Here is a 25593-nt window from a genome sequence, read left to right as displayed (position 1 = left end):
GGAGACACGCACCGCGCGGTGCCGGCAAAGGCGGCCGGAGCGAGGCGACGAGCACGGTGAGGCACCCGACGAGCACGGCGCGGCACCAAGGGCACCGCCACACGTTCCGCGGCACCACGTGACGTCGACCCCGCGAACACCACCGCACCCGACCGGACGTCCGCACCCGACCGGACGTCGCCGTCGCGGGGTGCCGACCCGCCAACCGCGGCTGGGCTCGCACGGCACCGCACCCCGGCCCCAGCCCTGCCCCCGGCTCGCCCCCGGCCCTGCCGCAGCGCCTCGTCCGACGCCCCCACCCCGTCGCCCACCCCGTCGCCCACCGCGGAGCCTTGCTCCGCGGTGGGCGACGGGGGTGTCCGCGCGAGTATCCGATCAGGCCGGCATCCGCACCCACACGCCCTTGCCGTCCAAGCGGGTTTCGAAGACCGGTTGGGGGGCCGTGGCCGGGCCGTGGACGACCTCGCCGTCGGACAGGCGGTAGGTGCTCTCGTGCCACGGGCACACCACGCATCCGTCCACGACGTCGATCTCGCCCTCGGACAGCGGGCCGTCGAGGTGGGCACAACGGTCGGCGAGGACGTCGACACCGCTGCCCCGGCGCACCACGAGCAGCGGCGTGTCGCCCAGGTGGCGGCGCACCGCGCGGCCCTCGGGCAGGTCCTCCAGCGGTCCCACGGCATGCCACTCGTGGTCGTCGACCGTGAACGGAATGTGATCGGCGTGGTTCGCGCCGGTCGCCTGCCGGTAGGCGAGGTGGCCGCCCAGGAAGCCGCCGATGGAGATGGCTGTCAGTCCCGCCGTCGACCACATGCGCCCGTGCCACGGACGGTGGCGCATCCGCGCGATGAGCGACGCGCTGTACATCCCCACGGCCGCGACATTGCACGCGGCGTGGGCGATGCCGACCCGCTGCTGGGGTTTCCGCGTCGCCGCCCAGTCGACCGCGCCCGACGCCGCGGCCGGGACCGCGCCGCCCAGTCCGACGGCGATGAGCGTCGCGGACGCGGGCCCGGTACGCGGCGCGAAGTCCAGGATCGCCGCCGAAACCCACGCGCCGAGCGGCAAGTGCACCACCGCGGGATGCAGAGGGTGACCGATCGGCACGCCGTGCAAGGTGTCCCGCACGGGCCCGCGCGGGACTTTGTCCACCAGCCCACGCAGCCACGCGGCGGGGCGGTCCAAGGCGTCCGCGTTCTCCAGCTGTGCCATGACGTTGGTGATTCTCATGACCAGCGGCTGCCCGGCCTCCGCCGGGCGATACGTGGTGTCGCCGAGGGGGAATCGGGCAGCCGCCGCGACAAGGAGGCCACGCGGGGCGCCGGCGCGCGGGGACGCCGCCCGCCCGCACCATCCCACCCCCACGGGAGGCGGACGTGGACGCGTACGCGCAACTCATCGACGACAACGACAGTTTGCGGGCGCTGATCCAGCGCTGGCGGTCGACACCGCGGAACACCGCGGCCCTGCTGCCCGACACCGCCCGGGCCCTGCGGACGACGGCGGCTGCCAAGGAGGAGGTCCTCTACCCCGCGATCCGCCGCCACGACCCCGACCGCGGCGCGCTCATCGACGACGCGAAGCGCACCAACGCGCACGTCGAGGGCTTCCTATCCGCCGCGCAGCGCCTGGGACCGGACGGCCCCGGCTTCCTCGACCAGGCGCATTCCGCGGCCGCCGCGGCGGACGAACTGCTCCTGCACGAACGCCGGGACCTGTTCCCGGTGCTGCGGGGCAAGTCCCTTCGGGAGACCGAACTCGCCCGCATAGTCGACCGGTTCCACACCGCGCGCGCGATGCACGAAGACGACGTGGAGCCGCCCGCGCGGGCCGCCGGGCGCATCGGCCGGGAGGGAACGCACTGACCGCGGACGGGCCGGAAGGAGAAGAGACGGCGTACGACCGCGCCGCCGAAGGGGCGGACTCGGCCGCGCCGCCCACGAGTTCGCGCAAGGGAGGCCCGCCGACGGACGTCATGCACCCCGAAACGCCGTACGGCATCGGCGCCGACGCGTTCTCCTCGCCGACGGGCCAAGGCCGCGCCGCGCCGTCCCCGGTGCCGGTCGGCTCGCCGCACGACCCGGCCGCGTCGGCTCCCGGCGGCGCCGCCCCGACCAGTCCCGCCCCCGCCCCCGCCCCGCCGCCGCGGTCCGCGCCGTCGCGCCGCGCTGTTAGGGTCCCCGCATGAGTTCACGGGCGTTCGCGCACACCCCCGCGACGCGGTCGGACGACGTCGGCGCACTCGATCTGGCCGCGGCGGTCGCGCACGAGTTCGGGGGGCGGTCGCGCGGGCTCGCGCAGGCGTACCAAGAGCTGTCGGACCTCTACCGCACCGGCGGCGCGACGCCGGACGACGCGCGGCTGACGCGCGACCACGTGCACGCGTATCTCGCCGCGCGCATGCCCGCGACGCTGGCCGTCGCGCGGACCGTCCTCGGTGCGGTGGCCGAGCGCCGTCCCGCGTGGGAGCCCGCGACGCTGCTCGACCTCGGGGCGGGTCCGGGCACCGCGATGTGGGCGGCTGCCGAGATGTTCCCCTCGCTCGCGGCCGTGACGTGTGTGGAGCAGGCCGGCGCGATGATCGACGCCGGGCGGCAGTTGGCGCGCCGGTGCGCGTCGCCCGCGGTGCGCGGCGCGGAATGGCACCGCGGGTCGGTCGCCGATCCGCCCGAGGCACGCGCCGACCTGGTCGTCGCGTCGTTCGTGCTCGGCGAGCTGCCCGCCTCCGCCCTCGACGACGCCGTCGACCGCTGGTGGGATGCGACGCTCGGCGAACTCGTCGTCGTCGAGCCGGGAACGCCCGCCGGTTTCGCACGGCTGCGCGGCGTGCGCGACCGGCTCATCGGCGCGGGAGCCACCATCACCGCCCCCTGCCCGTCCGACGCGGCGTGCCCGATGTCCGGCGACGACTGGTGCCACTTCGCCGCGCGGGTCGCCCGGTCCGGTGTGCATCGTGCCGTGAAGGGCGGCGAACTCGGCTTCGAGGACGAGAAGTTCGCGTACGTCTCGGCGTCGCGCGGCGAGCCCGCGCACGCGGCGGCCCGGGTGCTGCGCGCGCCGCAAGTGCGTTCCGGGCACATCCGGTTCACGGTCTGCGAGGCCCCCGAGATGCGCGAGGCCGTCGTCGCGCGCAGCCACAAGGACGCGTTCCGCTGGGCGCGCAAGGCTCATTGGGGCGACGAGGTGCCGCCGGGGGTCCTGCGCCGGCCCTGACGGCTCCCGCGCGCATGACGAGGCCCGGGCCACGGCACAAGTGCCGTGGCCCGGGCCGACCCCATCCACACACGGAACAGGTGTACCGGTCGGATCGCCGCCGCCACGCGCACGCGCGCCGACAGGGCCGCCGGTTGCGCCGCGAGATCACTCGCGCGGCGCAACCGGCGGTGCGATGTAGACGCCGTTCGTGGGTCTCGGCCCCGGGAGGGGCACGGTCGCGCGGACGACCTTGCCGTCGTCGAGGGGGAGCACGTGGATACCCTCGGTGAGCCGCGCGACGATGAGCAGCCCGTACCCCGCCCCCGTGCCTCCGACGAGCCGCAACATGCCGCGGCCGGTGTCGCGTACCGCGACGTCCGCCCCGTGATCGGACAGCGCCACGGTCAGGCGGCACGGACCGGGGGCGTGCCGGCACGCGTTCGCCACCAGCTCGCCGACGACGAGCAGAATGTCGGTCGTCGCCTCGCTTCCCATAGGCTGGCCGCCGTCCGAGGTGGCGCGCGCCAGGAAATCGGCGCAGCTGCGCCGTGCCACGCGCACCGAACCGGGAGTGCCGCCCATGTCGACCATGAGCAGGCAGTCGCCGTCGTCCGCGACGACGGTCGCCGGTTCGCGGGTGCCGGAGGCATTGCCCGAATTCATGCCGCGGCTCCTCGCGTGAAGGTGCGGCCGGTGTTCGTGGTCGGTTCGTCGGCTTCCAGGCGTTCGCGCAGGTACGCGAGCGTCTGCGAGAGCAGGCGCGAGACGTGCATCTGCGAGATGCCGAGCCGTGCGGCGATCTCCCGCTGCGGCAACGCGTGCCAGAAGCGCAGTTCCAGAAGGAGTTGCTCGCGTTGCGACAGCGTGCCCATCAGCGGTTTCACGGACTCCCGGAAATCGACGAGGTCCAGTTCGCGGTCGTCGTAGCCGAGGCGCTCGGTGAGCGGGGTGCGGCCCTGCGGGCTGCTCTCGCCCTCGTGGTCGCCGCCGCGCCCGGCGTCGAGCGAGTCGACGAGGTACGCGCGTCCGGCGTCGCGGCCGTCCTGGACTTCCTGCGCCGTCACGCCCAGTTGCCGCGCGATCTCCTCGGTCGTCGGCTCGCGTCCGAGTTTCTGTTCGAGCCGGTCCGAGGTCCGCGTCACCGCCAGGAAGCGTTCCTGGAGGCCGCGGGCCACGTGGACGGGCCACGAGGTGTCACGGAAGAACCGCTTGATCTCCCCGGAGATCGTCGGCAGCGCGAAACTGGCGAATTCGACGCCGCGGTCCACGTCGTACGCGTCGACGGCCTTGATGAGGCCGACGATCCCGGTCTGCAGAATGTCCTCGTACGCCTCGCGCCGGTGCCCGAACTCGCGGGCCGCGTAGCGCACGAGCGGGAGGTTCAGCTCCACGATCGTGCCGCGCAGTTCGCCGTACTCGACGGCTTCGGGGGCGAGGGTGCGCAGGCGGCGGATCAGTGTGTCGCTCAGCGCTCGTGCCTCGTACTTGCCCATGCCGCGCAATTCGTCCGCCGTGTAGCGGGTCGCGGCCTCGATTCCGGGCGGGAGCGGGTGTGCGGTGTCGGTGCCGCCCGTGCCCGGCCGTGCGGCCGAGGGGGCGGGGGCTCGGTGGGGTGCGGTGCGGTGCTTCTCGGCGGTGCGGTCTGGTGCTGGCGCGGTGCGTTGTCGGGACGCGGCGCGCGGCGGTGCGGTCGACGCCGAGCGGGAGTGCGCGGGCATGGTTTGGGCTCCTTGCAGCTCCGATTCGCCATGGCTCACCGCGGGTCGCGGGCGGCTTCGGTCGCTCGCGGCGGGGCGCGTGCTCGCCGTGGCACGGAGGGCTTCCGTACGTCCGTCTTCCTCGGGCGCGCGGAAGACCCGGGCAGTCGATGCCTCGGGGACGGTTCGTCATGCCGTCCGCCCCACTTCGCGGTGGTCCGGCCTCCGCCGGGGGCGAAACAGGGCTCAGGCCTATCGGCCTCATCACAGTCACTACCCACTCCGGCGTCCGAAAATCGGCCGGGAAACGATCACGCCGCGTCGCGGGATTTCACAAAGATTTTGCCGGACTCGCTGACCAGGTGATTTGCCGTGGTCTTGACGGGTAGCGACTGCCTTATGACTCGATGGAACGAAATCCCGCTCCGGCGCCGCCGCGTGGGCGCGGTGGCGGGTGCCGCGACGCTTGTCGCGGCGCTGGCATGGGGCACGGCCGGGTGCAGCGACGACGACCAGCCGAAGGACCTCCGCGACGCCGCGTCGTCCGTCCAGAGCGCCCTGGATCGGGCGGGCGACGAATTCAACGACTTCAGGAACGGCGTCGACGCCGCCGGCGACGTCAAGCCCGGTCCGGTCCGGATCGACTCGGACGGCCGGGCCACCACCGAGGTGACGGCGACGAACACCGGCGACTCGTCGGCCGACTTCCTCGTCCAGGTGGAATTCCGCAAGCCCAACAACGACATCGCCGACACCGTGGTGCTGAACATCAAGAACGTCGAACCCGGCAAGACCGGCACGGGGACCGCACGCAGCAACTTCGACCTGAACGACAACGTCACCGCGTCCGTTCCGCGCGCACTGCGGCACTGAGCCGTCCGCGCGGGCATGGCGACCTGACGTCGGAGCGGGCCGCCACCCGCACCTGACGTCAGGTCAATCACCTTCTACCCCAAGGGACTCCGCCCATGGGGGCGGGATCGCGGCAGCCGGTGGCGGCGCGTCGGCGTCGCGTCGGACGGCCTTGTCGGCGCCGTCTCCCGGGGCATGCGAGGCCGCGGCGCTCAGGCTCCCGCGGCCCCCGCGCCCCGGGCATCGCCGATCACCTTGTCGAGGAAGGCCGCGATCTTGCCGTGGGTGCGGGCGATCTGTTCGTCGAGGGACAAGGACTCCCGGAAACGGCCGCCCGGCTCCGGCGCCTTGATGCCGCGCACGTAGAGTGAGCAGGCCAGGTCCGTACACATGTAGACGCCGACCGAATTGCCCTCGCGGCCGGGCTTGCCGGCGCGGCGCGCGGTCATCAGGGACACGCCGCTGCCGGGATGTGTCGTGAGGCACAGCGTGCACATGCCGCGGTGCAGGAACCCGCGCTGCTGGGAGGGGAAGCGCAGCGCGACGCCCACCAGCCCGTCGCCGCGCTCGGCCACCAGATAGCTGCGATCCGGAGCGGACATGTCGCGCCACCCGAGGAAGTCCAGGTCGTCCCAGGGACGTTCGGACAGGTCCCGGGGGACGGACAGGCGCTTCGCGTCGCCCTTCGAGCAGTTGACGAAGGACGCGCGGATCTCCTGCTCGGTTACTGGTCTCATGCGGCCGACGCTAACCTTCCTAGGAATCCTAGGCAAATAATTAATCGCCCAAGGTTTCTCGGTGATCCGAGCCCCGGCCGTCACCGAAACCCGGCGTCGTTTCGTGTGCATTCGCTCGAATAAATGGGCTTTCGCTGGTGTGGATGGTGGAACGTCGCGCCGCCCGCGGTGTATTCCGGAGCGAACAGACCGCCGACCTCTTGGGGGGAGACCCATGAGCGCGTCGCACGGCATCACCCGCGATCCCGAGCCCACTACCGCCCCGCTGCTCGGCGAAGTGGCCGACGGAGTCTTCGCGTACATCCAGCCGGACGGCACCTGGTGGATCAACAACGCGGGATTCCTGGTCGGCGGGGGCGGCGTCGTCGCCGTCGACACCTGCGCGACAGAGCGGCGCACCCGCGCGTACGCCGACACCATCGCCCGGGTCTCCGGCGGCGCGCCCGTGCGCACGCTGGTCAACACCCACCATCACGGCGACCACACACACGGCAACTACCTGTTCCCGGTGGCCACCATCGTCGGGCACGAGGAGACCCGGGCGGAGATCCTGCGGCAGGGCCTGCGCGACTACGACGCGGTGTGGCCGGGCGTCGCGTGGGGCGACCTGCGGGTCGCCCCGCCCTTTCTCACGTTCCGTGACGAGGTCACCGTGTACGCGGGGGACACGCGCGCGGAGGTGCGTCACTTCGGCGTCCCCGCCCACACCACGAACGACTCGGTCGTCTGGCTCCCCGACCAGGGCGTCGTCTTCACCGGGGACCTCGTCTTCAACGGCGGCACGCCGTTCCTGCTCATGGGCTCGCCGACCGGCTGCCTGCACGCGCTGGAGCGCCTGCGCGCGTTGGGCGCGCACACGCTCGTCCCCGGCCACGGACCCGTCTGCGGGCCCGAGCAGATCGACGTCACGGCCGGTTACGTCCGCTTCGTGATCGAGACGGCGGCGGCAGGCCGCGCGGCGGGCCTGAGCCCGCTGGACACCGCCCGCGAGACCGACCTCGGCGAGCACGCCGCGCTGTCCGACCCGGAACGCCTGGTGGGCAACCTGCACCGGGCGTACGCCGAACTCGACGGCCGCGACGTCGACATCGAGGCCGCGCTCCTCGACATGGTCGTCTTCAACGGCGGCAGACCGCTCAGCTGCCACGCGTAGGACGGGCCCGAGCCGACCCGGCGGCAGGACGAGGGCCCGCGCGCGGCACTCGTCCTCCCGCCGGGTCGCGGCCGACCGCCCCGCGTCAGGCGCGGTGCCGGGCCTGGACGTAGCGCGGCTCCGACCTCGCCTGCGGGACGAACCGCCGCGCCGCCGCCATGTCGTGCGGCTCGTACTTGTAGCCCACCCGGCGCACCGTCGTCAGGCGCCCCCGATGCCGGGCGCCGAGCTTGCGGCGCAGGCGTGCCACGTGCACGTCGACCGTGCGGCCCCCGCCGATCTCCGGGTAGCCCCAGACGCGCTCCATGAGCTGCCGCCGCGTGAAGACCTGGCGCGGGTGCAGCACCAGGTAGGCCAGCAGCTCGAATTCGAGGTACGTCAGATCCAGGAGCCGGTCGCCGACGGTGATCGTGCGGTCGTCGAGGTCGATCCGGAGCCCGTCGTCGGCGAGCAGGCCGCGTGACGTGCCTCGATGGTGCCTCCGGAGCCCGTGCGGTCGGCTCGCCGTGCCGACCGAGGCGCGGATGGCGCGGGTGGGTGCGTGGGTCATGCGCTGGGTCTCCCTCGGATTGTTCGTCTGGGGGAGCACCACCGACGCCGTGCGCGGAAACACTCCGCCCCCCGTGTGTCTTGACGGCCAGTCAACCAACCATCACGGTGTGCGTCCAGGGCCACGAAGGGTATTCCGCCGGAGGCGGAGCGTTCCTCGGTGCGCCGCCGGGGTCACTTCCCGCCCAGAGCGCTGGACAGTTCCTTCTTGTTCATCTTCGAACGGCCTTTGATGTCGCGGCGTTTGGCCTCGGCGTAGAGCTGGTCGTACGTCGGGCCGCCCGGCCCTCGGTGGGACCGGAGGCCGCCGCGCCGACCCGACGAGATGTCGCGGGTCGACGTGCGGCTCGCGGTCCGCGACTCGCCGTGCCGGGCGCGCTCCTTGTTGACGGTGCGGGCCGCGATCTCCTCGGCGCGCTCGCGGCTTTCGCCGCGCTCCAGCGCGCTCTCCTTGATGTGCTCGTATTGGCGTTCGCGCTTGGGGCTCGATCCGCGGGGCATGACGGCGCTCCTTTCGGGTTCGGCTGCCGTTACGCCGCGCGGCTACCCGGTCGCCCGCGGGGCATTCGGGCCCGTGGGCCCCGTCTCCGGCTCAGTCGTCCTTGCCCGGCAGGTAGGGCTCCTGGCCGGCCAGGGACTCCACGAGCAGGTCGTCGTCGGTCGCGCCGCGCCGCCAATAGCCGGTGAACGACACGGACTTGCGGTCGTACCCCCGGTCGCGCACGAGGTTGCGGCGCACCGCGCGGACCATGCTCGACTCCCCGGCGATCCAGGCGTACGGCGTGCCTTCGGGGAGGTCGGCCTCGGCGATGGCGCCCGGTATCGGGTCGCCGGAACCGTTGCGGGTGAACCAGCGGACGTTCGTCCCGGCGCGGGCGGGCAGTTCGCGCCGGTCGGCGTCGTGGGCGACCGAGATCCACACGTGGGCCGGCGGCCCCTCGGGGAGCCAGCGCAGGATGCCCTCGACGGCCGGCAGCGCCGACTCGTCGGCGGCGACGAGGACCCACGGCGCGTCGCGCGGCGGTGCGAAGTCGGCGCCGCCGTTGTCGGTGCGCCGCGGGCCCATGGCGACGAGGCGCTGCCCGGGGGCGGCGTTGCCGGCCCACCGCGACGCGGGGCCGGAGTCGCCGTGCACCGCGAAGTCGACGTCCAGCTCGTCGGGATCGCGCCGTACGTCGCGGGCGGTGTAGGTGCGCATGATGCCGCGCTCGTGCGCGTCCATGGCGCTCCACGTCGTGAACCAGTCGTCGCCCGCGTCGACGGGCACGACCGGCGCGTCCTGGCCGGCGTGCGGGAAGAACAGTTTGAGCCGCTGGTCGCGGCCGTCGGTCACGAAGGACGCCAGGTCCTCGCCGCCGAACGTGACGCGGACGAAACCGGGGCCGATCCGCTCGGCGCGCACGACATGCAGGTCGAAGAAGCGGAACGGGCTGTCAGAGGTCGTCACGGGCGACTCCTGTCGTCGTGCGGGACCGGACGCGCGTGCGGCGGCCGGGCGGGGCGTCAACGGAACATGCGCGGCGGCGTGCCGAGGGCGGTGGGCCGGGCACGGCGCGGGGCGGCGCCGGCGCGGGTGAAGCGCGGTGCGCTGACCCCGGAGATCGGCATGGCTTGCTCCTTGCGCGTGCGGATGGTCCGACGGGGCGTGCGCGAGCACCCGCGTTCCGTCGCGCCGGAAGGCGGGTGCCCCCGGCGGGTTTCGGAACTTAGGTTAACCTAACCTGACTCGCTGTCCAGAGGTCGGGAGCAGCGTCACACCGGGCCCGGGCCGCACCGGCCGCGGGTTGGGGGCGGCACCGACGCACGGCGGCACCCGGGCCGCCGCGGTGGGCGGACCGTGGGGGTGGCATGTCTGCGGCGCGTCGTTTCCCGTGTGGGTGTGGCTGGCCCGCGCCTGACGACACCCGGGGGTAAGTCCCCGTGCGGGCGTGGCCGTCCGGTGGCACCGGACGGCCGTGGGGGGCCGCCCGGTCAGTCGGCGCGCGGGACCGCGATCGCCGTGGCGACGATGCCGGACGCGAGGATCCAGCGGCCCGTGAACATCTCGACGGGAGCGTCCGGGGCGAGGATGCGCGCCGCGAAGGTCCCGGTGGAGGCCCCGGCGGCGACGTCGAACCCGACCTCGGCCTCCTCGAAGCCCAGCCAGCGGCGGGTCAGCGGGAACCACGCCTTGTAGACGGACTCCTTGGCGCTGAACAGCAGCCGCTCCCACGGCACTTCCGGACGCGACACGCTCAACGCGGCCAGGTGGCGGCGCTCGTCCGGCGACGCGATGGAGTCGAGGACTCCCTCGGGAAGCTCCTCGGCGGGCTCCGCGTCGATGCCGATCGTCCGGATCCGTGCCGCCGGGGCGACCGCCGCCGCTCGGTAGCCGGCGCAGTGGGTCATGCTGCCCACGACGTCCGCCGGCCAACTCGGCGCGCCGCGCTCACCGGGGACCAGCGGCACCGGCGCCACCCCGAGGCGGCCGAGCGCCAGGCGCGCACACCGGCGCACGGTCGTGAACTCGCGGCGGCGTTTGTCCACCGCCCGTGCGACGCAGGCCTCTTCCTCGGGAAACAGCGCGGTGCCCGGCGGGTCGTCGAAGCACTCCTCGGTTGCCACCGACGCCGGGAGGATCAGGGCGAGCAGGGTCGCCCGCCCGGTGTCCGGAGGTGTCGCGGCCGGGGTGCCGGAGGCCGGGGGCGGCTCGCGCAGCGCCTCGGCCGCTCCGCCGTCGAGTGCGTCGCCGGTCATTTGCCCCCCTCTTCCGCCGGGATGATCCGTCGCGGGATCGGCCTGCGCAGGCCGTTGCGTCGTTCGCGAGGGTAGCCGAGCGACACCTCCTCGAAGCGCACGCCGTCGTACCACGTCGTCCGCGGGATGTGCAGGTGCCCGTAGACGACGGCGGCGGTGGGGAAGCGGGTGTGCCAGTCGGCCGTCCGCACGGTGCCGCACCACTGGGCGAACTCCGGGTACCACATCACGTCCGTGGGCGTGCGTACCGTCGGAAAGTGGTTCACCAGCACGAAGGGCGCCGCCGGGTCGGCCGCGTCCGCGAGGCGCGCCTCGCTGTACGCGACCCGCTCCGCGCACCACGCCTGGCGGCTCGGGAACGGCGCCGGGTCGAGGGTGAACTCGTCGGTGCACACCACGCCCGCCTTGTAGGCGACCTCCAAGGCCTCCTCGCGCGTGGTGGTGCCGGGTGGCAGGAACGTGTAGTCGTACAGCACGAACAGCGGGGCGATCGTCACCGGCCCGCCCGGCCCCGACCACACCGGGTAGGGGTCCTCCGGCGTCGCCACGCCCAGGTCGCGGCACAGCTCGACCAGGTGGCGGTACCGGGCGTCGCCGCGCAGTTCGGGCCCGTCGTCCTTCGCGGTCCACAACTCGTGGTTGCCGGGTGTCCAGACGACCTTGGCGAAGCGGTCCGCGAACAGGCCGAGGGTCTTGGCGATGTCGTCCGGGCGCTCGGCCACGTCGCCCGCCACGATCAGCCAGTCCGCGTCCGTTCTCGGCCGGACGCCCTCCACGATCGCGAAGTTCGCCGGAATCGCGGTGTGCACGTCGCTGACGGCATACAGCGCCGGACCGTCGGCCGCGGGCAGAGGAGTGCTCGTCATGACGCGACTTTATGTGCCCGCATACGGCGGTGCGCGGCCGGGCGGTGTGCGGCGTGGCGCCGCCGCACCCGAATGCCCGGACGCGGCAAGCCGCGTCACCCGGATGCCGCCGCCGAGGACGGGCGCCGCCCGCGGACCCGCTTGATGCCCAACAGCCTTGAGTAGTAAGGGCGTTCGGCGAAGTCACGGTACGACCACACGGCCGGGGCGCCGACCTCGCGGCACAGATGCAGCACCCGGTCGGGCCCGACGTGCACACCCACATGCGCGCCATATCCCTCGTCACGCCCGGGCTTTCGGCCGCCGTCGAACAGGACGAGGTCGAACAGGCCCGGCACCGCCGCCGATTCGGTGGCCTCCCGATCCGCCCACAGCTCCGACGAGCGCAACGGCGGCACGCGCAGGCCGACATGGGCGAGGACCGCGTACGCGTAGACCTGGCAGTTCGCACCGCCCGACAGGTCGCCGGCCGTCGTCGTGCCGGGATGCCGGGCGGCGGCGTACCGCACGGACCGGAAACCCGGCGGCAGGAACGCGGGCAGGGCGAGCGGGCCGGCGGCGGACATGCCGCCAGTGTCGCAGGAGGTGCCGCGCGGTCCGCGCCGCGCGGCACCGGGCCCGTCGTTCCGGCCCGCCGCGTTTCGTGCGCGGCCGGACGCGCGCCGAATCGGCGGTGCGCCTCGCGTTACCGCGCGCGGGCGCCGCTCGTCAGTTCCCGTGCGCGCTCCCGCGCCATCGTGGCCTCCGCCGCGTGGCCGGACCGCTCGGCGAGACGTGCCCGCGTCGCCCAGTTGTAGGGGCTGTTCGGGCGCAGCCCGAGTCGTTCGCTCACCAGGGTGCGGGCGAGGTCGTCACGGCCGCCGCGCAGCGCCGCCTCGATCAGGGTCTTCTGCACGGCGTCGCGCTGCGCGTGGCTGCCGCCGTATGTGTGCAGCCGGTACCGCAGCGGCATCAGCAGCTCCACCGCCTGGTCGTACCGGCCCGTCGCGTACGCGATCAGCGCGCGGCACACCGGCACCCCGATCTCGTCCGTCATCGCGTGATTGGCCACGCCCGGGTGCGGCGTCGCCAGCCACGCCTTCCGGTCGCGGACCAGTGCCTCCGCGTCCGCGAGCCGTTCCGCACCCAGATAGGCCATCACCGCGTGCACGTCGTTGAACGCGTAGAACGGCCCGTCGCGGCGTGCCGCCCACGCATCGGCGAGAGCGTTCCAGCGCGCCGTCCGCCGGTCGCCGGCCAGCAGCAGCCGCCACAACAGGGCCGACGCGTCGACGAGTTCGAGCGCGTACCCCTGCGACTCGGGGGTGTGCAGCGCGGTGTCGTGGATCTCCAGGGCACGCTCGGTGTCGCCGGCCTCGAGCGCGAAGACCGCGTAATGCCACCAGTTGTGCACACTCATGAAGTTGCCGCTCGCCCACGCCTTCGTGCGGGCGTCCAGGAACGCGATGCCGTCGGCGAAACGGCCCCGCATCTCGTACGTGTGCACCACCGCGTGGATGGCCCACACGTCGTGCGGATTCGCCTCGACCGCGGCCAGCCCGACGTCCTCGGCGCGGTCGTAGTGGCCGGACTCCTCCAGGCCGAAAGCGTACATCCCGGTCAGCGGCCCGCGCCGCGGGTCCGTGGGGTCCCACGCCGACAGCGCGCCGCCGACCCGGTCGCGCAGCCGTACCGCGTCGCCGGTGAAGAAATCGATCTGGTGGCCGACCGCGAGGGCCATCACGTCGCGCGGGTGGGCGACGGTCAACTCGCCCAGCACGCGCCCGGCGTGGTGGATGTCCCCCGCGAGCCACGCGCTCGCCGCGTCGACGTGCGCGCGTTCGCGCGGGGTGGCGGCCGTTCGGTCGAATCCGGACCGGAACCGGTCGAACCGCTCGCGCGCCTCGGCGGCTTCCTTCTCCTCGGTGCCGAGCAACCCGAGGTACGCGGCGAGCGACTGCGCGAGCGGCGACCGGGGCGCGGCGCCGACCGCCGCGGCCGACGCCTCGACCATCTCGGGGCGGAAGAACAGCAGCGCGTCCCACGCCCGTTCGAGATGGCCCGCGGCCTCCTCGCCCGTGTCGGTCATCGCGTGTCCCTGCCGGTCGGAGGTCATCACCGCTCCCATCCCGGGCGGCCCGTACCACCCGTTTTCCGGTCCAACGATTCCACCGCCCGATCGGCTCGCCCCGCGGCACGGCCCGCGGGGTGGGGAAAGGCGGCGGTCGAACGTGGGGCTAGACCCACCCCGGGTCGGCGGCTGGAGGCAATGTCCGCGAGACGCGGCGACAACAGACTCAATTGCGTGAACCACACGTCCAGAGCCACGCACAGCTCGAACGCACCGGGCACACCGGATTGTTCCGCCACGATTCCGCCGCACGACCGCCACGAGGGGGCCGCACAGTCATGAGGGCGCATCACACAAGGAAGAGGCCGGCCACCGTACGCGTCGCGCGATGGAGCGCGACCAACCCGTGGCGGGCGATCGGGATCTGGGTCGCGCTGGTCGTCGCCTGCCTCGTCGTCGGCGGCATCGCCGGCACCGAGAAGGCCGATACGAGTGACCTCGGCGTCGGACAGTCCGGGCGGGCCGGCGAGATCGCCCGCGAACACGGCCTGGTCGCCCCCGCGACGGAGAACATCCTCATCACCGCCAAGGACGACGGCACGCTCGACCAGGAGGCCGCGCGGAACGCCGCCGCGCGCGTCGCCGACCAGGCCCGTCCGCTGCCGGACGTCGCCGCGGTGGGCGAGGTCATGGCGTCCGAAGACGGCACCGCCTACCTCGTCCCCGTCGACCTCGCGGGCGACCCCGACAAGGCCAAGGACCACATCGGCGACCTCGAGGACGCCCGCAAGGCCGTGCAGAAGGAGTTCCCCGGCCTGCGCATCGAGCAGGTCGGCGACGGCTCCGGCGCGAAGGGCATCGAGGACCAGATCGGCAAGGACCTCGGGCAGGCCGAGCTGTTCAGCCTCCCGGTCACCCTGGTCATCCTCATGGTCGCCTTCGGCGCCCTGATCGCCGCCGCGGTCCCCGTCATCCTCGCGCTCACCGCCGTCGTCGCGTCGATGGGGCTCTACGGCCTCGCGTCCGCGGTCTTCCCCGACCCCGGCAGCGCCGCGAACATCATCATGATGATGGGCATGGCGGTCGGCGTCGACTACTCGCTCTTCTACGTGCGCCGCGAACGCGAGGAACGCGCCAAGGGCCACAACCGCATCGACGCCATCGAGATCGCCGCCGCCACCTCCGGCCACGCCGTCGTCGTCTCCGCCTTCGCGGTCGCCGTCTCGATGGCCGGCATGTACGTCGCGGGCGACGCCATCTTCTCCGGCCTCGCCACCGCGGGCATCATCGTGGTCGTCGTCGCCTGCGCCGGCTCGCTGACCGTCCTGCCCGCCCTGCTCGCCAAGCTCGGCGACCGGGTCGACCGGCCGCGCGTGCCGCTGCTGTGGCGGCTGACCGCCCGCCAGGACCGCGAGCCGCGCGTCTGGAAGGCCTTGCTGCGCCCGGCCCTGAACCACCCGCGCGGCACACTCGCCGTCTCGGTGATCGCGCTCGCCGCGCTGGCGCTGCCGACGTTCGGCATGAAGCTGCAGACCACCTCGTTCGACGACTTCCCGAGCGAGATGTCGGTGATCAAAACGTACGACCGGATGACGGCGGCGTTCCCCGACAAGCACGCCGCGAGCAACATCGTCGTCCTCGCCCCCGAGGGCAAGGCCGCCGAGACCCGCGCCGCGCTCGACCAGGCCGTCGAGCAGACGCGCAACCACCCGCTCTACGTCAAGGACGACACGTCCCCGGTCAAGGTCGCCGAAGACGGCCGGGCGTTCTCCGTGCAGGTGACGTCGCCGTACGGCAGCTCCAGCGGCAAGGCGGTGGACGCCCTCGACGCGCTGCGCGACGAGATCCTGCCGAACACCGTCGGTCAGGTCCCCGGTGCGGAGTTCGCGGTGGAGGGCGAGACCGCCGAGAACTTCGACTACGCCCACCACGTCAAGGAGAAGCTGCCGCTCGTCATCGGATTCGTGCTGCTGCTGACCTTCGTGATGATGGCGTTCACGTTCCGGTCGATCGTGATCGCGTTGAGCGCCATCGTGATCAACCTGCTGTCCGCTCTGGCCGCGTTCGGTCTGCTGGTGGTCGTCTTCCAGCACACCTGGGCGGAGGGCATCCTCGGCTTCACGTCGAACGGCGCGGTCATCTCGTGGCTGCCCTTGTTCCTCTTCGTGGTGCTGTTCGGGCTGTCGATGGACTACCACGTCTTCGTCGTCAGCCGGATCCGCGAGGCCGCGGAACGCGGCCTGAGCACCCGGGACGCCGTCGAACGCGGCATCACCTCGTCGGCCGGCGTCATCACCAGCGCCGCCATCGTGATGGTCTCGGTCTTCGCGGTGTTCGCGACGCTCAGCATGATGGACATGAAGCAGATGGGCGTCGGCCTCGCCGCGGCGGTGCTCATCGACGCGATCGTGGTCCGCATCGTGGTGCTGCCGTCGCTGATGGTGCTCCTCGGCAACCGGAACTGGTGGCCCGGCAAGATCCCCGGCGGCGGACGCCCGCCGGCGCCGGGCGCGCCGCCGAGGCCGACGGGCTCGCCGTACGAGGTGCCCGCCCGGTCGGTCGGCTGACGGCACCGGAGGCGCGCGGACGCGCACGGTGGTTCCGGCGCGCGCGACGGAGCAAAACCGCACAACTGGCATGACAGGCACGCCGATGAGGCCCCGGGTGATCCGGGGCCTCATCGGCTTCTCATGTGCCGGGGGCATCGTTTCCCGTGTCGTGCCGGCGGCGGCCCGGGCCGTGCCGGGGGAACGACGCGCCGGAGGGCGGTACGGGCCATCGCGCCGCCGGGCCGCGAAAATGCCGGTACGCCGACGCAACATTCGTGGGGGCGCGCCTCGTCCTCCTCATGACAGACCAACCATCGGGCCGAGGGGGGCGGTGCTGTGACTCCCGAGCAGGAGGGGGCGTTCACTGAGTTCGCGACGTCCTGCTACGGCGCTCTGCGCAGGACGGCCTACCTGCTCTGCGGGGATTGGCACGGTGCCGAGGACCTCGTCCAGATCACCCTGGGGAAGGTGTACGCGAAATGGCACCGCATCCGTGACCCCGCCGCGGGGCCGGCCTACGCGAGACGGGTGCTCGTCCGCACCTATGTCGACCAGACCCGCAAGCGCGGCCACGGCGAGATTCCCATGGGCGAGGTCCCCGACAGCGCCGCTCTCGGCGTCGACTCCGATCGGCGCCTCGCCCTGCTGGCGGCGCTGGGGGAGGTCACCCCGGCCTACCGGGCGGTGCTGGTCCTGCGGTTCTGGGAGGACCAGAGCGTGGAGCAGACCGCCGACCTGCTCGGCAAAAGCTCCGCGGCCGTGCGTTCGGCGACGACGCGCGGCCTCGCACAACTGCGCGGAATCCTCGGCCCGACGCTCGTGGATTTCGCCCACGCGTGACGGTGCGCGCCGAAGCCGCCGCCTCCGACAGCCCGACCGAACGCCAGACCGCTCCCGACACCGAATCCGACCGACACTCCGACCGACAACCCGACCGGCCACTCCTTCGACCGCTGCCGACCGCTCCCGACTGGTCCCGACCGCTCCCGACCGGCCCCGTAGCCACGACCTCCCCGCCCCGACCGCCCGCCCTCGATCGTCCGCCCCGACCGCCAAGCCGATCCCCGCATCCGACGTGCGCACCCCATGAAGACGACGTGACACCGGAACCGAAAACCGCCGGCGGTCCGTGAATGCGACCCGTGAACCGAACCGTGAACCCGATCCTGGACACCGATGCCCGGGGAGGTGAGACCACCATGCCGCCGGATGACGAACTCGCCGAGTTCTTCCGAGCCGTGCTCCCGGAACAGGAGCCGCCACTTCCCCCCCACTTCGTCACCGACGCCCGCGTCTCCGGGCAGCGCATCAAGGCGCGCCGCAGGCTGCGGATGGGCGTCACCACCCTGGCCGTCTGCGCGGTCCTGGCCGGCGCCGGAACCGCCGCCTGGGTGGCGGACCGTGCCGACCGGCAGGCCTCGCCGACGGCCCGCCCCGACGCGACCGACGACTCCGCCGCGATCGGCCGACTGGCCGTCGCCGTTCAGCAGAACCTGACCCAACACATGCGCGAGAGCAGCTCGGACCTGGTCGTCATGCCGCCCATGTTCGTGGTCGACTCGCGGCCGACCGTATGGCGCATCGAACTCCTCAGAAACGGGCTGCACATCGGCTGGATAGACATCACCGCCGGAGCCGGCACGGGGCCGGTGGACTCCTGGCAACTACGGTGCCCCATCCAGGCGTTCGACAGCCGCGTGGGTGACTCCGTGGTCTGCGCGCTGCCGCCGCCGGCCCCCGGCGACGACCCGCGCGTCCCGCCCGGCTCCGTTCTCGCGCGCGAACGGATCGAGGTGCTGGTCATCGGAGAGGAGACCGGACAACACATCGTGCTGACCGCGACCGGGGCACGGGTGCCCGGCGGGTTGTCCGACGGCCCCCGCGGCCCCGACACCCCCGGCGACCCGGGGCAAGGCGTCGAGACCGACACGGGTCCCGACACCCCCGTCGCCCCTGACACCCCCGGCACCGATACGCCCGTCGGCACCGGACGCGGCGACGACCTCGACAACGGCGGCCCCTCGGGTGAGGTCCCGCTGACCCCCCAGGCCCCCGCGACCGCCCCGGCACCCGGCGCGATGGCCGCTCCCGTCGCCGCCGTCGAGATGCGCGAGATCCTGCGCCACGGCGACGCACCCTCGGCCCTGACCGCACTGCTCGGCATAGGCGCCTGACGGCGGGGGTACGGCCCCGTGCCGACCCGCGTCCCGCGACGCGTCCGGCGCCTCGAAGCCCCTGAACTCCCCGGTCCGCACGGACCGCGCACCAGCACACCCCGAACCGGGGGATTGATCCCGGTATCCATGATTTTGTAAGGATCCCGTTGTGCTTCTGAAGTCATCTCCGGCTCGGCAGAACACGTCACCGGCCCCGGTCCCGCCGGCCCGCGACACCACCGAGGCGGCCCCGGCGCCCGGGTGGTCGCGGCGCACGGCCGTTCTCGTCCTCGGGTGCGTCGCCCTCGCGGCGTACACCGGGCTCCGCATGCCGGGGCGCTGGGCCGTGACGCTGCAGGCGGTCTCGCTTCAGGACGGGTTCCACCGCAGGTTCCTCGTCGGCACGGTGCTGCGGCCGTTCGCGGCACCGGCCGGATACCCGTACGAACTCTTCGTGGCCGTCTCGTTCGTCGTCCTCGGCGTGCTCGTCGCGGTGTTGGTGCGGCTCGCGGTCGTGACCCGAAAACCCGTGCAGCGCCTGCTGATCATGGCTTTCCTGCTGCTCCCGACGGGCGGTTACCTGTTCCACGAGATCGGCTACTTCGACCAGATCGTGTACCTCGGGCTGTTCGGGGCGGTGTGGCTGCTGTACCGCGGGCGGGTCGCCGCGGCGTCGCTGGTGACGGCGTCGACGGTCCTCGTCCACGAGATCGCGCTGCTCACCGTGCTGCCGCTCTTCCTCCTGGCCGCGTTGCGGGAGTTGCCGCCGCGCCGCGCGCTCGCCGCGGTCGCGCCGACGGTCGGCGTCGGGCTCGTCGTGCTGGCGGTGCCGGCGGCCGGGCCCGGCGCCCCGACGCATTTCGAACGCGTCCTGATCGGAACGGGATTCCCCCTCCGCTCCGACGCGCTGGACCTGTTCGGGCGCACGCAGACGGACAGCTACCAGTACTTCGACCCGTGGGACATCTTCGTGTTCCTGTGGCCCCTCGCGGTCCTGATCGCCGTGGGGATGCTGGTCTTCGCCCGGATCGGACGGCGTCCGGCGCGCCTGACCGGCGTGTCGGTGGCGGCGGCGGTCGCCCCGATCCTGCTGGCGGCCGGCGGCTGGGACCGCGAGCGATGGGCGTTCCTGCTCATCGCGAACTGCTGTGTGGCGCTGTGGTTCTGGCTGGACGACCACGGCACCCACGAGATCACCCCGGCACAGGTCGGCGTGGTCCTGGCGGTCCTGCTGGTGGCGTCGCACGTACCGCTGACCTACTTCGACGGTTTTCAGCCGCGGGCGCTGACCGGTCCGGCGCTGGGCGACTTCTGGCACGACATCGCCACCGGAGGCTTCTTCGACACGCCGCGGCGCTGAGTCCGTCGCCGGGGGCGGCGCTACACGGTCAGCGCCACCAGGCCGCCGGCCACCAGCCACCCCCAGCGCAGGAGCAGCAGCGCCGGCCGGGCGTGGGCCACGCCGCCGAGCGCCAGGAAACCGCACACCCACACCACGGCCGACACACCGGGCCCCGCCGCGCCGATCAGGAGCAGCAGGCCCAGATAGCCGATACCCGCCACCAGCACCGCCGGGACGATCATCGCCGCGTACTCGCCGACCGTCGGTTCTCGCCGGACGTACTGATAGCGCGAAGCAGGACGCCGCACGTCGGTTCCCCTTCCCCGGGCTCGGTAGGACAACGTCTCCTTGGGGAGTCCGTGCCCGGGACCGGCGCGGCCAGTCATGGCGCGAGGCAGGGGAACCGCGTCCGCGGGGTCGTCAAGGGCAGGTGACGACCTGGCCGGCCCACGACAGGCCGCTGCCGAAGCCGAAGAGCAACACGCGGCCCCCGGGGGCGATTTCGCGTCGCTCCACGAGCTTCGCGAGGGCCATGGGAACGGACGCCGCGGAGGTGTTGCCCGAGTCCACGACGTCGCGCGCGATGACCGCGGACTCCGCCAGGCCGAGCTGGCGTACCAGCGCCTCGACGATCCGCAGGTTCGCCTGGTGCGTCACCACGCCGTCCAACTCGTCCGGAGCGACACCGGCCTTGGCGCACGCATCCCGTGCCACGTGCGGGAGTTCGCCGGTGACCCAGCGGAACACCGCCTGCCCTTCCTGCGCGAACATCGGGTGCCATTCGTCCACGAGCCGGACCGCGCGGGCGCGGGTCGGGTCGGAGCCCCACACCACCGGGCCGATGCCGGCCTCCTCGCCGTCCTCGGCCGCACTCACGATCGCCGCACCCGCACCGTCCCCCAGCAGCACACACGTGCTGCGGTCCGTCCAGTCGGTGACATGCGACATCTTCTCCGCGCCGATCACCAGCGCGTGCCGGGCCGCTCCCGCGCGCACCGAGTGGTCGGCGCAGGCCAGGGCGGTGCAGAACCCGGCGCAGCCGTTGTTGAGGTCGTACGTCACCGCGGTCGGGATGCCGAGCCGCCCCGCGACCTGTGCCGCCGTGGACGGCAGGCGGTCTATCGCGGTGCACGTGGCGACGGTGACCAGCCCGATGTCGGACGGGCTGAGCCCGGCCGTCGCGAGGGCCTTGGCGCCCGCCTCGGCGGCGAGGTCGGTCACCGACTCGTTGTCGCCGGCGATGTGCCGAGTCGCGATGCCGGTGCGGCGTCGGATCCAGTCGTCGCTGGTGTCGACCATCGCGGCCAAGTCATCGTTCGTGAGGACACGTGTCGGCTGGTAATGACCCATGGCGGTGATGCGGGAACCCGGCACGGACTTGTCTCTCCTCGGCTCGGCGGCAAGGGGGTGGACGGTGCGTGCCGGGAGAATAGCAACCGATCGATCGGACGCTGAATTCCTTGGCGTGGCTACCATGACCGGCATGAGCCCCCGCAAGTCCGCCGCCGAGGCACGCACCACGCGCGAACGCATTGTCAGCCACAGCGCGGCGATCGCCTCGGTCGAAGGACTCCAGGGCTTGACCATCGGACGCCTGGCCACGGACCTCGGGATGAGCAAGGCCGGGGTGCTGGGGCATTTCGGAACGAAGCAGGCGCTTCAGCTCGCGGCGCTCGACGGCGCGGCGGCGGTGTTCACCCGGCTGGTGTGGGAGCCGGCCGCGGACGTGCGGGGCGGACTCGAACGCCTGAACGCCGTGTGCGAGGCCTGGATCACCTATCTCGAACGCGAACGCGAGGCGTTCCCCGGCGGCTGCCTGTTCACCACGGCGTCCATCGAGTTCGACGCGCGGGGCGGACCGGTGCACGACGAGGTCGCCCGTTTGTTCCGGATGTGGTCCCGCCGCCTGATGGAGGACGTCCGGATCGCCGTTGCCAACGGCGAACTGCCGGACGACGCCGACCCCGAGCAGATCGTCTTCGAGCTGGTCGGCGTCTACATGGCCTTCAACCAGGCGATACAACTGTTCGCCGACGCCCAGGCCCCGGACCGCATGCGCCGCGCCATCCGCAGACTCCTGACCGCCCCCACGTCCACCGCCCCCCACACCCACGCACTGGCGGAACCCGTCTGACCGTCCGGCGCCGCGGGTGAGGCGGTGCGCGTGTGGCCGGGGATGCGCGCACGTTCGGCGCCGGGCCGATCGGGCTCGGCGCGACGATCTCGCGCGGGGCCGGGGGCGCGAAGGGGGCGCGTCGCGGTGGGCGGCTCGCAAAGTTTTTCCGGGGTTTTACGTCACCGCGTCGTGGGCGTCGGGGGCGTGCGCCGTCGAGTGGCGGGTCTGCTCCGAGCGGGTGACATTGGGTGGGTCCGCATCCACTGTCCCCACCCATTCGGAGGCGGGTCAGCATGTCCGTTCTCACCGCACCGTACGTCCAGGGAACCCCCTGCTGGGTCGACCTCATGGCGCCCGACCAGCAGGCCGCGATCGACTTCTACTCCGACCTGCTCGGCTGGCACGGGGAGACCGGCCCCGCGGAGTTCGGCGGCTACGCGGTCTGCGAGCTGCGCGGCAAGGCCGTGGGCGGGATCGGCCCCTCGATGTCCCTGGACAACCAGCCGCCCCCGCCGACGGCGTGGACGACGTACATCGCCGTCGACGACATCGAGGAGACCGCCGCCAAGGTGGCGGCCAACGGCGGGACCACCCTCATGCCGCCGATGCGCGTCGGCGACCAGGGCCACATGCTCGTGTTCGCCGACCCGACCGGCGCGGTCGCCGGGGCCTGGCAGCATCTGGAGTTCGCCGGCGCCGAGCGCGTGAACGAGCCGGGCGCCCTGACCTGGAACGAGCTGAACACCCGCGACCTCGACACGGCCGTACGCTTCTACCAGGCGGTTTTCGGCACACGGTTCGAGTCGATGCCCGAAATGCCCAGCTACAAGGGCATGTTGGCCGGGGGCCGCGTCGTCGGCGGCGCCCAGACCCTGACCGACGCCCCCACCGAGATCCCCGCGCACTGGCTGACGTACTTCGCGGTCGACGACACCGACAGCACCGTGGACGCCGCCGTACGCGCCGGAAGCACGCTGCTCATGGCCCCGTTCGACATGGCCGCGGGCCGCATGGCCGTGCTCCAGGACCCGCAGGGGGCGGTCTTCGCGATCATCAAGTCGAGCACGCCGCCCGACTCCTGACGGAATCTCGGGCCACCGCACGACCCGGTCCCGACCAGTCCGGAGCTGACGGTCGGGACCGGGTCAATGCGCGCGGCCCCGGTCCCGGGGCTCCGCCCCCGCCGGCACGGCTCCTAGACTGACCGCCGTGACTGCTTCGCTCGGGACGCCCATCGGGCTGGTCATCTTCGATTGCGACGGCGTCCTCGTCGACAGCGAGCGCATCGCCGTCCGCGTGCAACGCCACGTGCTCGGCTCGCTCGGCTGGGCGATCACCGACGACGAGATCATCGAGCGCTTCATCGGCCGGTCCGCGGACGCGATCCGCGCGGCCGTCGACGCGCGCCTGGGCGACGGCACGGGAGAGCGGTGGCACCAGGCGTTCCACCGGCTCCACCGCCAGGAGGTCGACACCGGCGGCCTCCCGCTGATCGACGGCATCGCCGACGCCCTCGACGCCATCCTGCCCGCGTACGCGACGTGCGTCGCCTCCGGCGGCAGCCACGTCAAGATGCGCCACACCCTCGGTGTCACCGGGCTGTACGCGCGCTTCGAGGGCCGCATCTTCAGCTCCGCCGAGGTACCGCTCGGCAAGCCCGCCCCCGACATCTTCCTGCACGCCGCGGTACGCATGGGCGTCGATCCCGCGACGTGCGTGGTGGTCGAGGACAGCGCGTACGGCGTCCAGGCGGCCCGCGCGGCCGGCATGCGCGCGTTCGCGTACGCCGGCGGCCTGACCCCGGTCGACCGCCTCACCGGGCCCGACACGGTGGTCTTCGACGACATGCGCGCGCTGCCCGAGTTGCTCGGCCTGCCCGGCCCCCGATGACCAGGAGCCCGATGACCGACCCGACCCCCGAGCCCTCGACCCCCGAGTCCTCGACCGCCGCCTCCGCACCGGCGCATCCCGTGCCGGGGACGGTCGTCGCCGTCAGCAGCAATGCCGCCTACACCTTCACCAAGCCCAACCGCGCCCGCATCACGCTCCTCGCGGGCCTCGGCGTCGAGGGCGACGTCCACGCGGGCGTGACCGTCAAGCACCGCTCCCGGGTCGCCCGCGACCCCACGCAACCGAACCTGCGGCAGGTGCACCTGATGCACGACGAACTCCACGAGGAGCTGCGCGCCGCCGGATTCCCCGTCGAGCCGGGGCGGCTCGGCGAGAACATCACGACGCGCGGCGTCGACCTGCTGGGCCTGCCCACCGGAACCCGGCTGCACCTCGGCCCCGACGCGGTCGTCGAGGTCACCGGGCTGCGCAACCCGTGCGGCCAGATCGACGGCGTCAAGCGCGGTCTGCTGGCCCGCGTGGTGCACCGCGACGACGACGGCAACGTCGTCCGGCGGGCGGGCATCATGGGCATCGTCGTGTCCGGGGGCGACATCGTCCCCGGGGACGCCGTCAGGGTCGTCCTCCCCGCCGCACCCCACACACCGCTCGTCCCGGTCTGAGGCCCGCGCCGGGCCCGCGTCCGCTTGCCGAGGCACCGATCCGGGCGTTGGCTGGTGAGCCATGGACTACACGACACTGGGCCGCACCGGTCTCCGGGTCGCGCGGCTCGCCCTCGGCACGATGAACTTCGGCGCGCTCACCGACGAGGCGGACAGCCACGCGGTCATGGACGCGGCACTCGACGCCGGCGTCAACTTCTTCGACACCGCCAACGTCTACGGCGGCACCGCCGAGAAGGGCCTGACCGAGACCATCGTCGGCTCGTGGTTCGCGCGCGGGGGCGCGCGCCGCGACAAGGTCGTCCTCGCCACCAAGGTGTACGGCAACATGGCCGTCGGCGGCCCGTCCTGGCCCAACCACGACCGGCTCTCCGCGGTCAACATCCGGCGCTCGGTGGACGACAGCCTCCGGCGCCTGCGCACGGACCGCATCGACCTCTACCAGTTCCACCACATCGACCGGGACACCCCGTTCGAGGAGATCTGGCAGGCGATCGACGTGCTGGTCGCGCAGGGCAAGGTGCTGTACGCCGGATCCTCGAACTTCCCCGGCTACAAGATCGCCCAGGCCAACGAGATCGCCGCCCGCACCGGCCGCCTCGGCCTGGTCAGCGAGCAGTGCCTCTACAACCTGGCCGAACGCCGCGCCGAGATGGAAGTGATCCCGGCCGCGCGCGAGTACGGCGTCGGCGTCATCCCCTGGTCCCCGCTACGGGGCGGGCTGCTCGGCGGGGCGCTGCGCAAGCAGCGCGAGGGCACCGGCGCCCGGTCCGCGACGGGCCGCTCCGCCGAGGCACTGGCGGATCCGGCGCTGCGCGACCGCGTCCAGGCGTACGAGGACCTGCTCGACGGATTCGGTCTCGACCCGGGCGAGGTGGCCCTGGCGTGGCTGCTGAGCCGCCCCGGGGTCGCCGCACCGATCATCGGCCCGCGGACCGTGGACCACCTCGAAGCCGCCCTGCGCGCCACCGAGTTGACGCTCTCCGACGAACTGCTCGCGGAACTCGACCGGATCTTCCCGGGACCGGGACCGGCGCCGGAGGCCTTCGCCTGGTGACGGCCGGGCCACGGGCGCAGAGCGC

At 72.9% G+C, this 25593-nt stretch carries 25 protein-coding genes and 1 pseudogene; 13 read left to right on the top strand and 13 right to left on the bottom strand.

The features are described from left to right. Positions 1–375 precede the first annotated feature (375 nt). Positions 376–1230 (bottom strand): Rieske 2Fe-2S domain-containing protein, encoded by an 855-nt coding sequence (locus LO772_RS04665; RefSeq protein WP_231777068.1) that lies wholly within the window; start codon positions 1228–1230, stop codon positions 376–378. 146 nt (positions 1231–1376) lie between these two features. On the opposite strand from LO772_RS04665, the gene LO772_RS04660 reads away from it, so the two are divergent. Both LO772_RS04660 and LO772_RS04655 read left to right on the top strand, forming a co-directional pair. Further along, positions 1377–1865, top strand: coding sequence for a hemerythrin domain-containing protein (locus LO772_RS04660; RefSeq protein WP_231777067.1), 489 nt, complete (start codon positions 1377–1379; stop codon positions 1863–1865). Between the two features lie 319 nt (positions 1866–2184). Continuing rightward, positions 2185–3213, top strand: coding sequence for a small ribosomal subunit Rsm22 family protein (locus LO772_RS04655; protein ID WP_231777066.1), 1029 nt, complete (start codon positions 2185–2187; stop codon positions 3211–3213). Positions 3214–3360: 147 nt separating this feature from the next. Here LO772_RS04655 and LO772_RS04650 read toward each other — a convergent pair whose 3' ends face one another. Together LO772_RS04650 and LO772_RS04645 are read right to left on the bottom strand one after the other, a co-directional pair. After that, positions 3361–3858, bottom strand: coding sequence for an ATP-binding protein (locus LO772_RS04650; RefSeq protein ID WP_231777065.1), 498 nt, complete (start codon positions 3856–3858; stop codon positions 3361–3363). Further along, a complete protein-coding gene (locus LO772_RS04645) occupies positions 3855–4913 on the bottom strand; it encodes a SigB/SigF/SigG family RNA polymerase sigma factor (RefSeq protein WP_231777064.1) in 1059 nt (352 codons plus the stop codon). Before LO772_RS04645 ends, LO772_RS04650 begins: the two co-directional genes overlap by 4 nt. A gap of 378 nt (positions 4914–5291) precedes the next feature. On the opposite strand from LO772_RS04645, the gene LO772_RS04640 reads away from it, so the two are divergent. Further along, entirely contained in the window at positions 5292–5765 is a 474-nt protein-coding gene (locus LO772_RS04640; RefSeq protein WP_231777063.1) for a hypothetical protein, read from the top strand. A gap of 191 nt (positions 5766–5956) precedes the next feature. Here LO772_RS04640 and LO772_RS04635 read toward each other — a convergent pair whose 3' ends face one another. Further along, entirely contained in the window at positions 5957–6481 is a 525-nt protein-coding gene (locus LO772_RS04635) for an FBP domain-containing protein (RefSeq protein ID WP_231777062.1), read from the bottom strand. Positions 6482–6695: 214 nt separating this feature from the next. On the opposite strand from LO772_RS04635, the gene LO772_RS04630 reads away from it, so the two are divergent. Beyond that, entirely contained in the window at positions 6696–7634 is a 939-nt protein-coding gene (locus LO772_RS04630) for an MBL fold metallo-hydrolase (RefSeq protein WP_231777061.1), read from the top strand. Between the two features lie 85 nt (positions 7635–7719). On the opposite strand, the pseudogene LO772_RS04625 reads toward LO772_RS04630, so the two are convergent. From LO772_RS04625 to LO772_RS04595, 7 genes and pseudogenes are all read right to left on the bottom strand, one after another. After that, positions 7720–8073 (bottom strand): annotated as a pseudogene (locus tag LO772_RS04625) (winged helix-turn-helix domain-containing protein); the annotation flags it as partial. 284 nt (positions 8074–8357) lie between these two features. Further along, complete coding sequence (locus LO772_RS04620) at positions 8358–8684, bottom strand: plasmid stabilization protein (RefSeq protein ID WP_231777060.1); 327 nt, start codon at positions 8682–8684, stop codon at positions 8358–8360. 91 nt (positions 8685–8775) lie between these two features. After that, positions 8776–9630, bottom strand: coding sequence for a siderophore-interacting protein (locus tag LO772_RS04615; protein WP_231777059.1), 855 nt, complete (start codon positions 9628–9630; stop codon positions 8776–8778). A 524-nt stretch (positions 9631–10154) separates the two neighbouring features. Then, on the bottom strand, positions 10155–10814 hold the full coding sequence (locus LO772_RS04610) for a 4'-phosphopantetheinyl transferase family protein (RefSeq protein ID WP_443089435.1): 660 nt from the start codon (positions 10812–10814) through the stop codon (positions 10155–10157). 101 nt (positions 10815–10915) lie between these two features. Continuing rightward, positions 10916–11785, bottom strand: a complete 870-nt coding sequence (locus LO772_RS04605) for a metallophosphoesterase family protein (RefSeq protein ID WP_231777057.1) — start codon at positions 11783–11785, stop codon at positions 10916–10918. A gap of 95 nt (positions 11786–11880) precedes the next feature. Beyond that, positions 11881–12351 (bottom strand): cell wall hydrolase, encoded by a 471-nt coding sequence (locus tag LO772_RS04600; RefSeq protein WP_231777056.1) that lies wholly within the window; start codon positions 12349–12351, stop codon positions 11881–11883. Positions 12352–12470: 119 nt separating this feature from the next. Then, a complete protein-coding gene (locus tag LO772_RS04595) occupies positions 12471–13880 on the bottom strand; it encodes a tetratricopeptide repeat protein (RefSeq protein WP_443089367.1) in 1410 nt (469 codons plus the stop codon). Between the two features lie 293 nt (positions 13881–14173). Here LO772_RS04595 and LO772_RS04590 point away from each other — a divergent pair, with 293 nt between their 5' ends. The 4 genes from LO772_RS04590 to LO772_RS04575 all read left to right on the top strand — a co-directional run bounded on the left by LO772_RS04590 (position 14174) and on the right by LO772_RS04575 (position 19900). Then, on the top strand, positions 14174–16402 hold the full coding sequence (locus tag LO772_RS04590; RefSeq protein WP_231777054.1) for an MMPL family transporter: 2229 nt from the start codon (positions 14174–14176) through the stop codon (positions 16400–16402). 318 nt (positions 16403–16720) lie between these two features. After that, complete coding sequence (locus tag LO772_RS04585; protein ID WP_231777053.1) at positions 16721–17224, top strand: SigE family RNA polymerase sigma factor; 504 nt, start codon at positions 16721–16723, stop codon at positions 17222–17224. A 302-nt stretch (positions 17225–17526) separates the two neighbouring features. Next, positions 17527–18558 carry a hypothetical protein gene (locus LO772_RS04580; protein WP_231777052.1) on the top strand — a complete coding sequence of 344 codons (1032 nt, stop codon included), beginning with the start codon at positions 17527–17529 and terminating at the stop codon, positions 18556–18558. A 151-nt stretch (positions 18559–18709) separates the two neighbouring features. Further along, positions 18710–19900 carry a hypothetical protein gene (locus LO772_RS04575; protein ID WP_231777051.1) on the top strand — a complete coding sequence of 397 codons (1191 nt, stop codon included), beginning with the start codon at positions 18710–18712 and terminating at the stop codon, positions 19898–19900. A 20-nt stretch (positions 19901–19920) separates the two neighbouring features. Here LO772_RS04575 and LO772_RS04570 read toward each other — a convergent pair whose 3' ends face one another. Together LO772_RS04570 and LO772_RS04565 are read right to left on the bottom strand one after the other, a co-directional pair. Then, the gene (locus tag LO772_RS04570; protein ID WP_231777050.1) at positions 19921–20190 is read right to left on the bottom strand and encodes a hypothetical protein; all 270 of its coding nucleotides are present in this window, start codon (positions 20188–20190) and stop codon (positions 19921–19923) included. Between the two features lie 112 nt (positions 20191–20302). Next, positions 20303–21256 (bottom strand): beta-ketoacyl-ACP synthase III, encoded by a 954-nt coding sequence (locus tag LO772_RS04565; protein WP_231777049.1) that lies wholly within the window; start codon positions 21254–21256, stop codon positions 20303–20305. 109 nt (positions 21257–21365) lie between these two features. Here LO772_RS04565 and LO772_RS04560 point away from each other — a divergent pair, with 109 nt between their 5' ends. The 5 genes from LO772_RS04560 (at position 21366) to LO772_RS04540 (ending at position 25568) form a co-directional block, all read left to right on the top strand. Further along, positions 21366–22016, top strand: a complete 651-nt coding sequence (locus LO772_RS04560; protein ID WP_231777048.1) for a TetR/AcrR family transcriptional regulator — start codon at positions 21366–21368, stop codon at positions 22014–22016. A gap of 275 nt (positions 22017–22291) precedes the next feature. Continuing rightward, complete coding sequence (locus LO772_RS04555) at positions 22292–23080, top strand: VOC family protein (protein WP_231777047.1); 789 nt, start codon at positions 22292–22294, stop codon at positions 23078–23080. A 127-nt stretch (positions 23081–23207) separates the two neighbouring features. Next, positions 23208–23888 carry an HAD family hydrolase gene (locus LO772_RS04550; protein ID WP_231777046.1) on the top strand — a complete coding sequence of 227 codons (681 nt, stop codon included), beginning with the start codon at positions 23208–23210 and terminating at the stop codon, positions 23886–23888. 80 nt (positions 23889–23968) lie between these two features. Next, positions 23969–24511, top strand: a complete 543-nt coding sequence (locus tag LO772_RS04545) for an MOSC domain-containing protein (protein WP_231779420.1) — start codon at positions 23969–23971, stop codon at positions 24509–24511. Positions 24512–24572: 61 nt separating this feature from the next. Beyond that, complete coding sequence (locus LO772_RS04540; protein WP_231777045.1) at positions 24573–25568, top strand: aldo/keto reductase; 996 nt, start codon at positions 24573–24575, stop codon at positions 25566–25568. The last annotated feature ends 25 nt before the right edge of the window (positions 25569–25593 follow it).

The organism is Yinghuangia sp. ASG 101, assembly GCF_021165735.1.
Taxonomy (GTDB): domain Bacteria; phylum Actinomycetota; class Actinomycetes; order Streptomycetales; family Streptomycetaceae; genus Yinghuangia.
The sequence above is the reverse complement of the archived record's forward strand: the minus strand, read 5'-3'. Positions and strand labels throughout refer to the sequence as shown.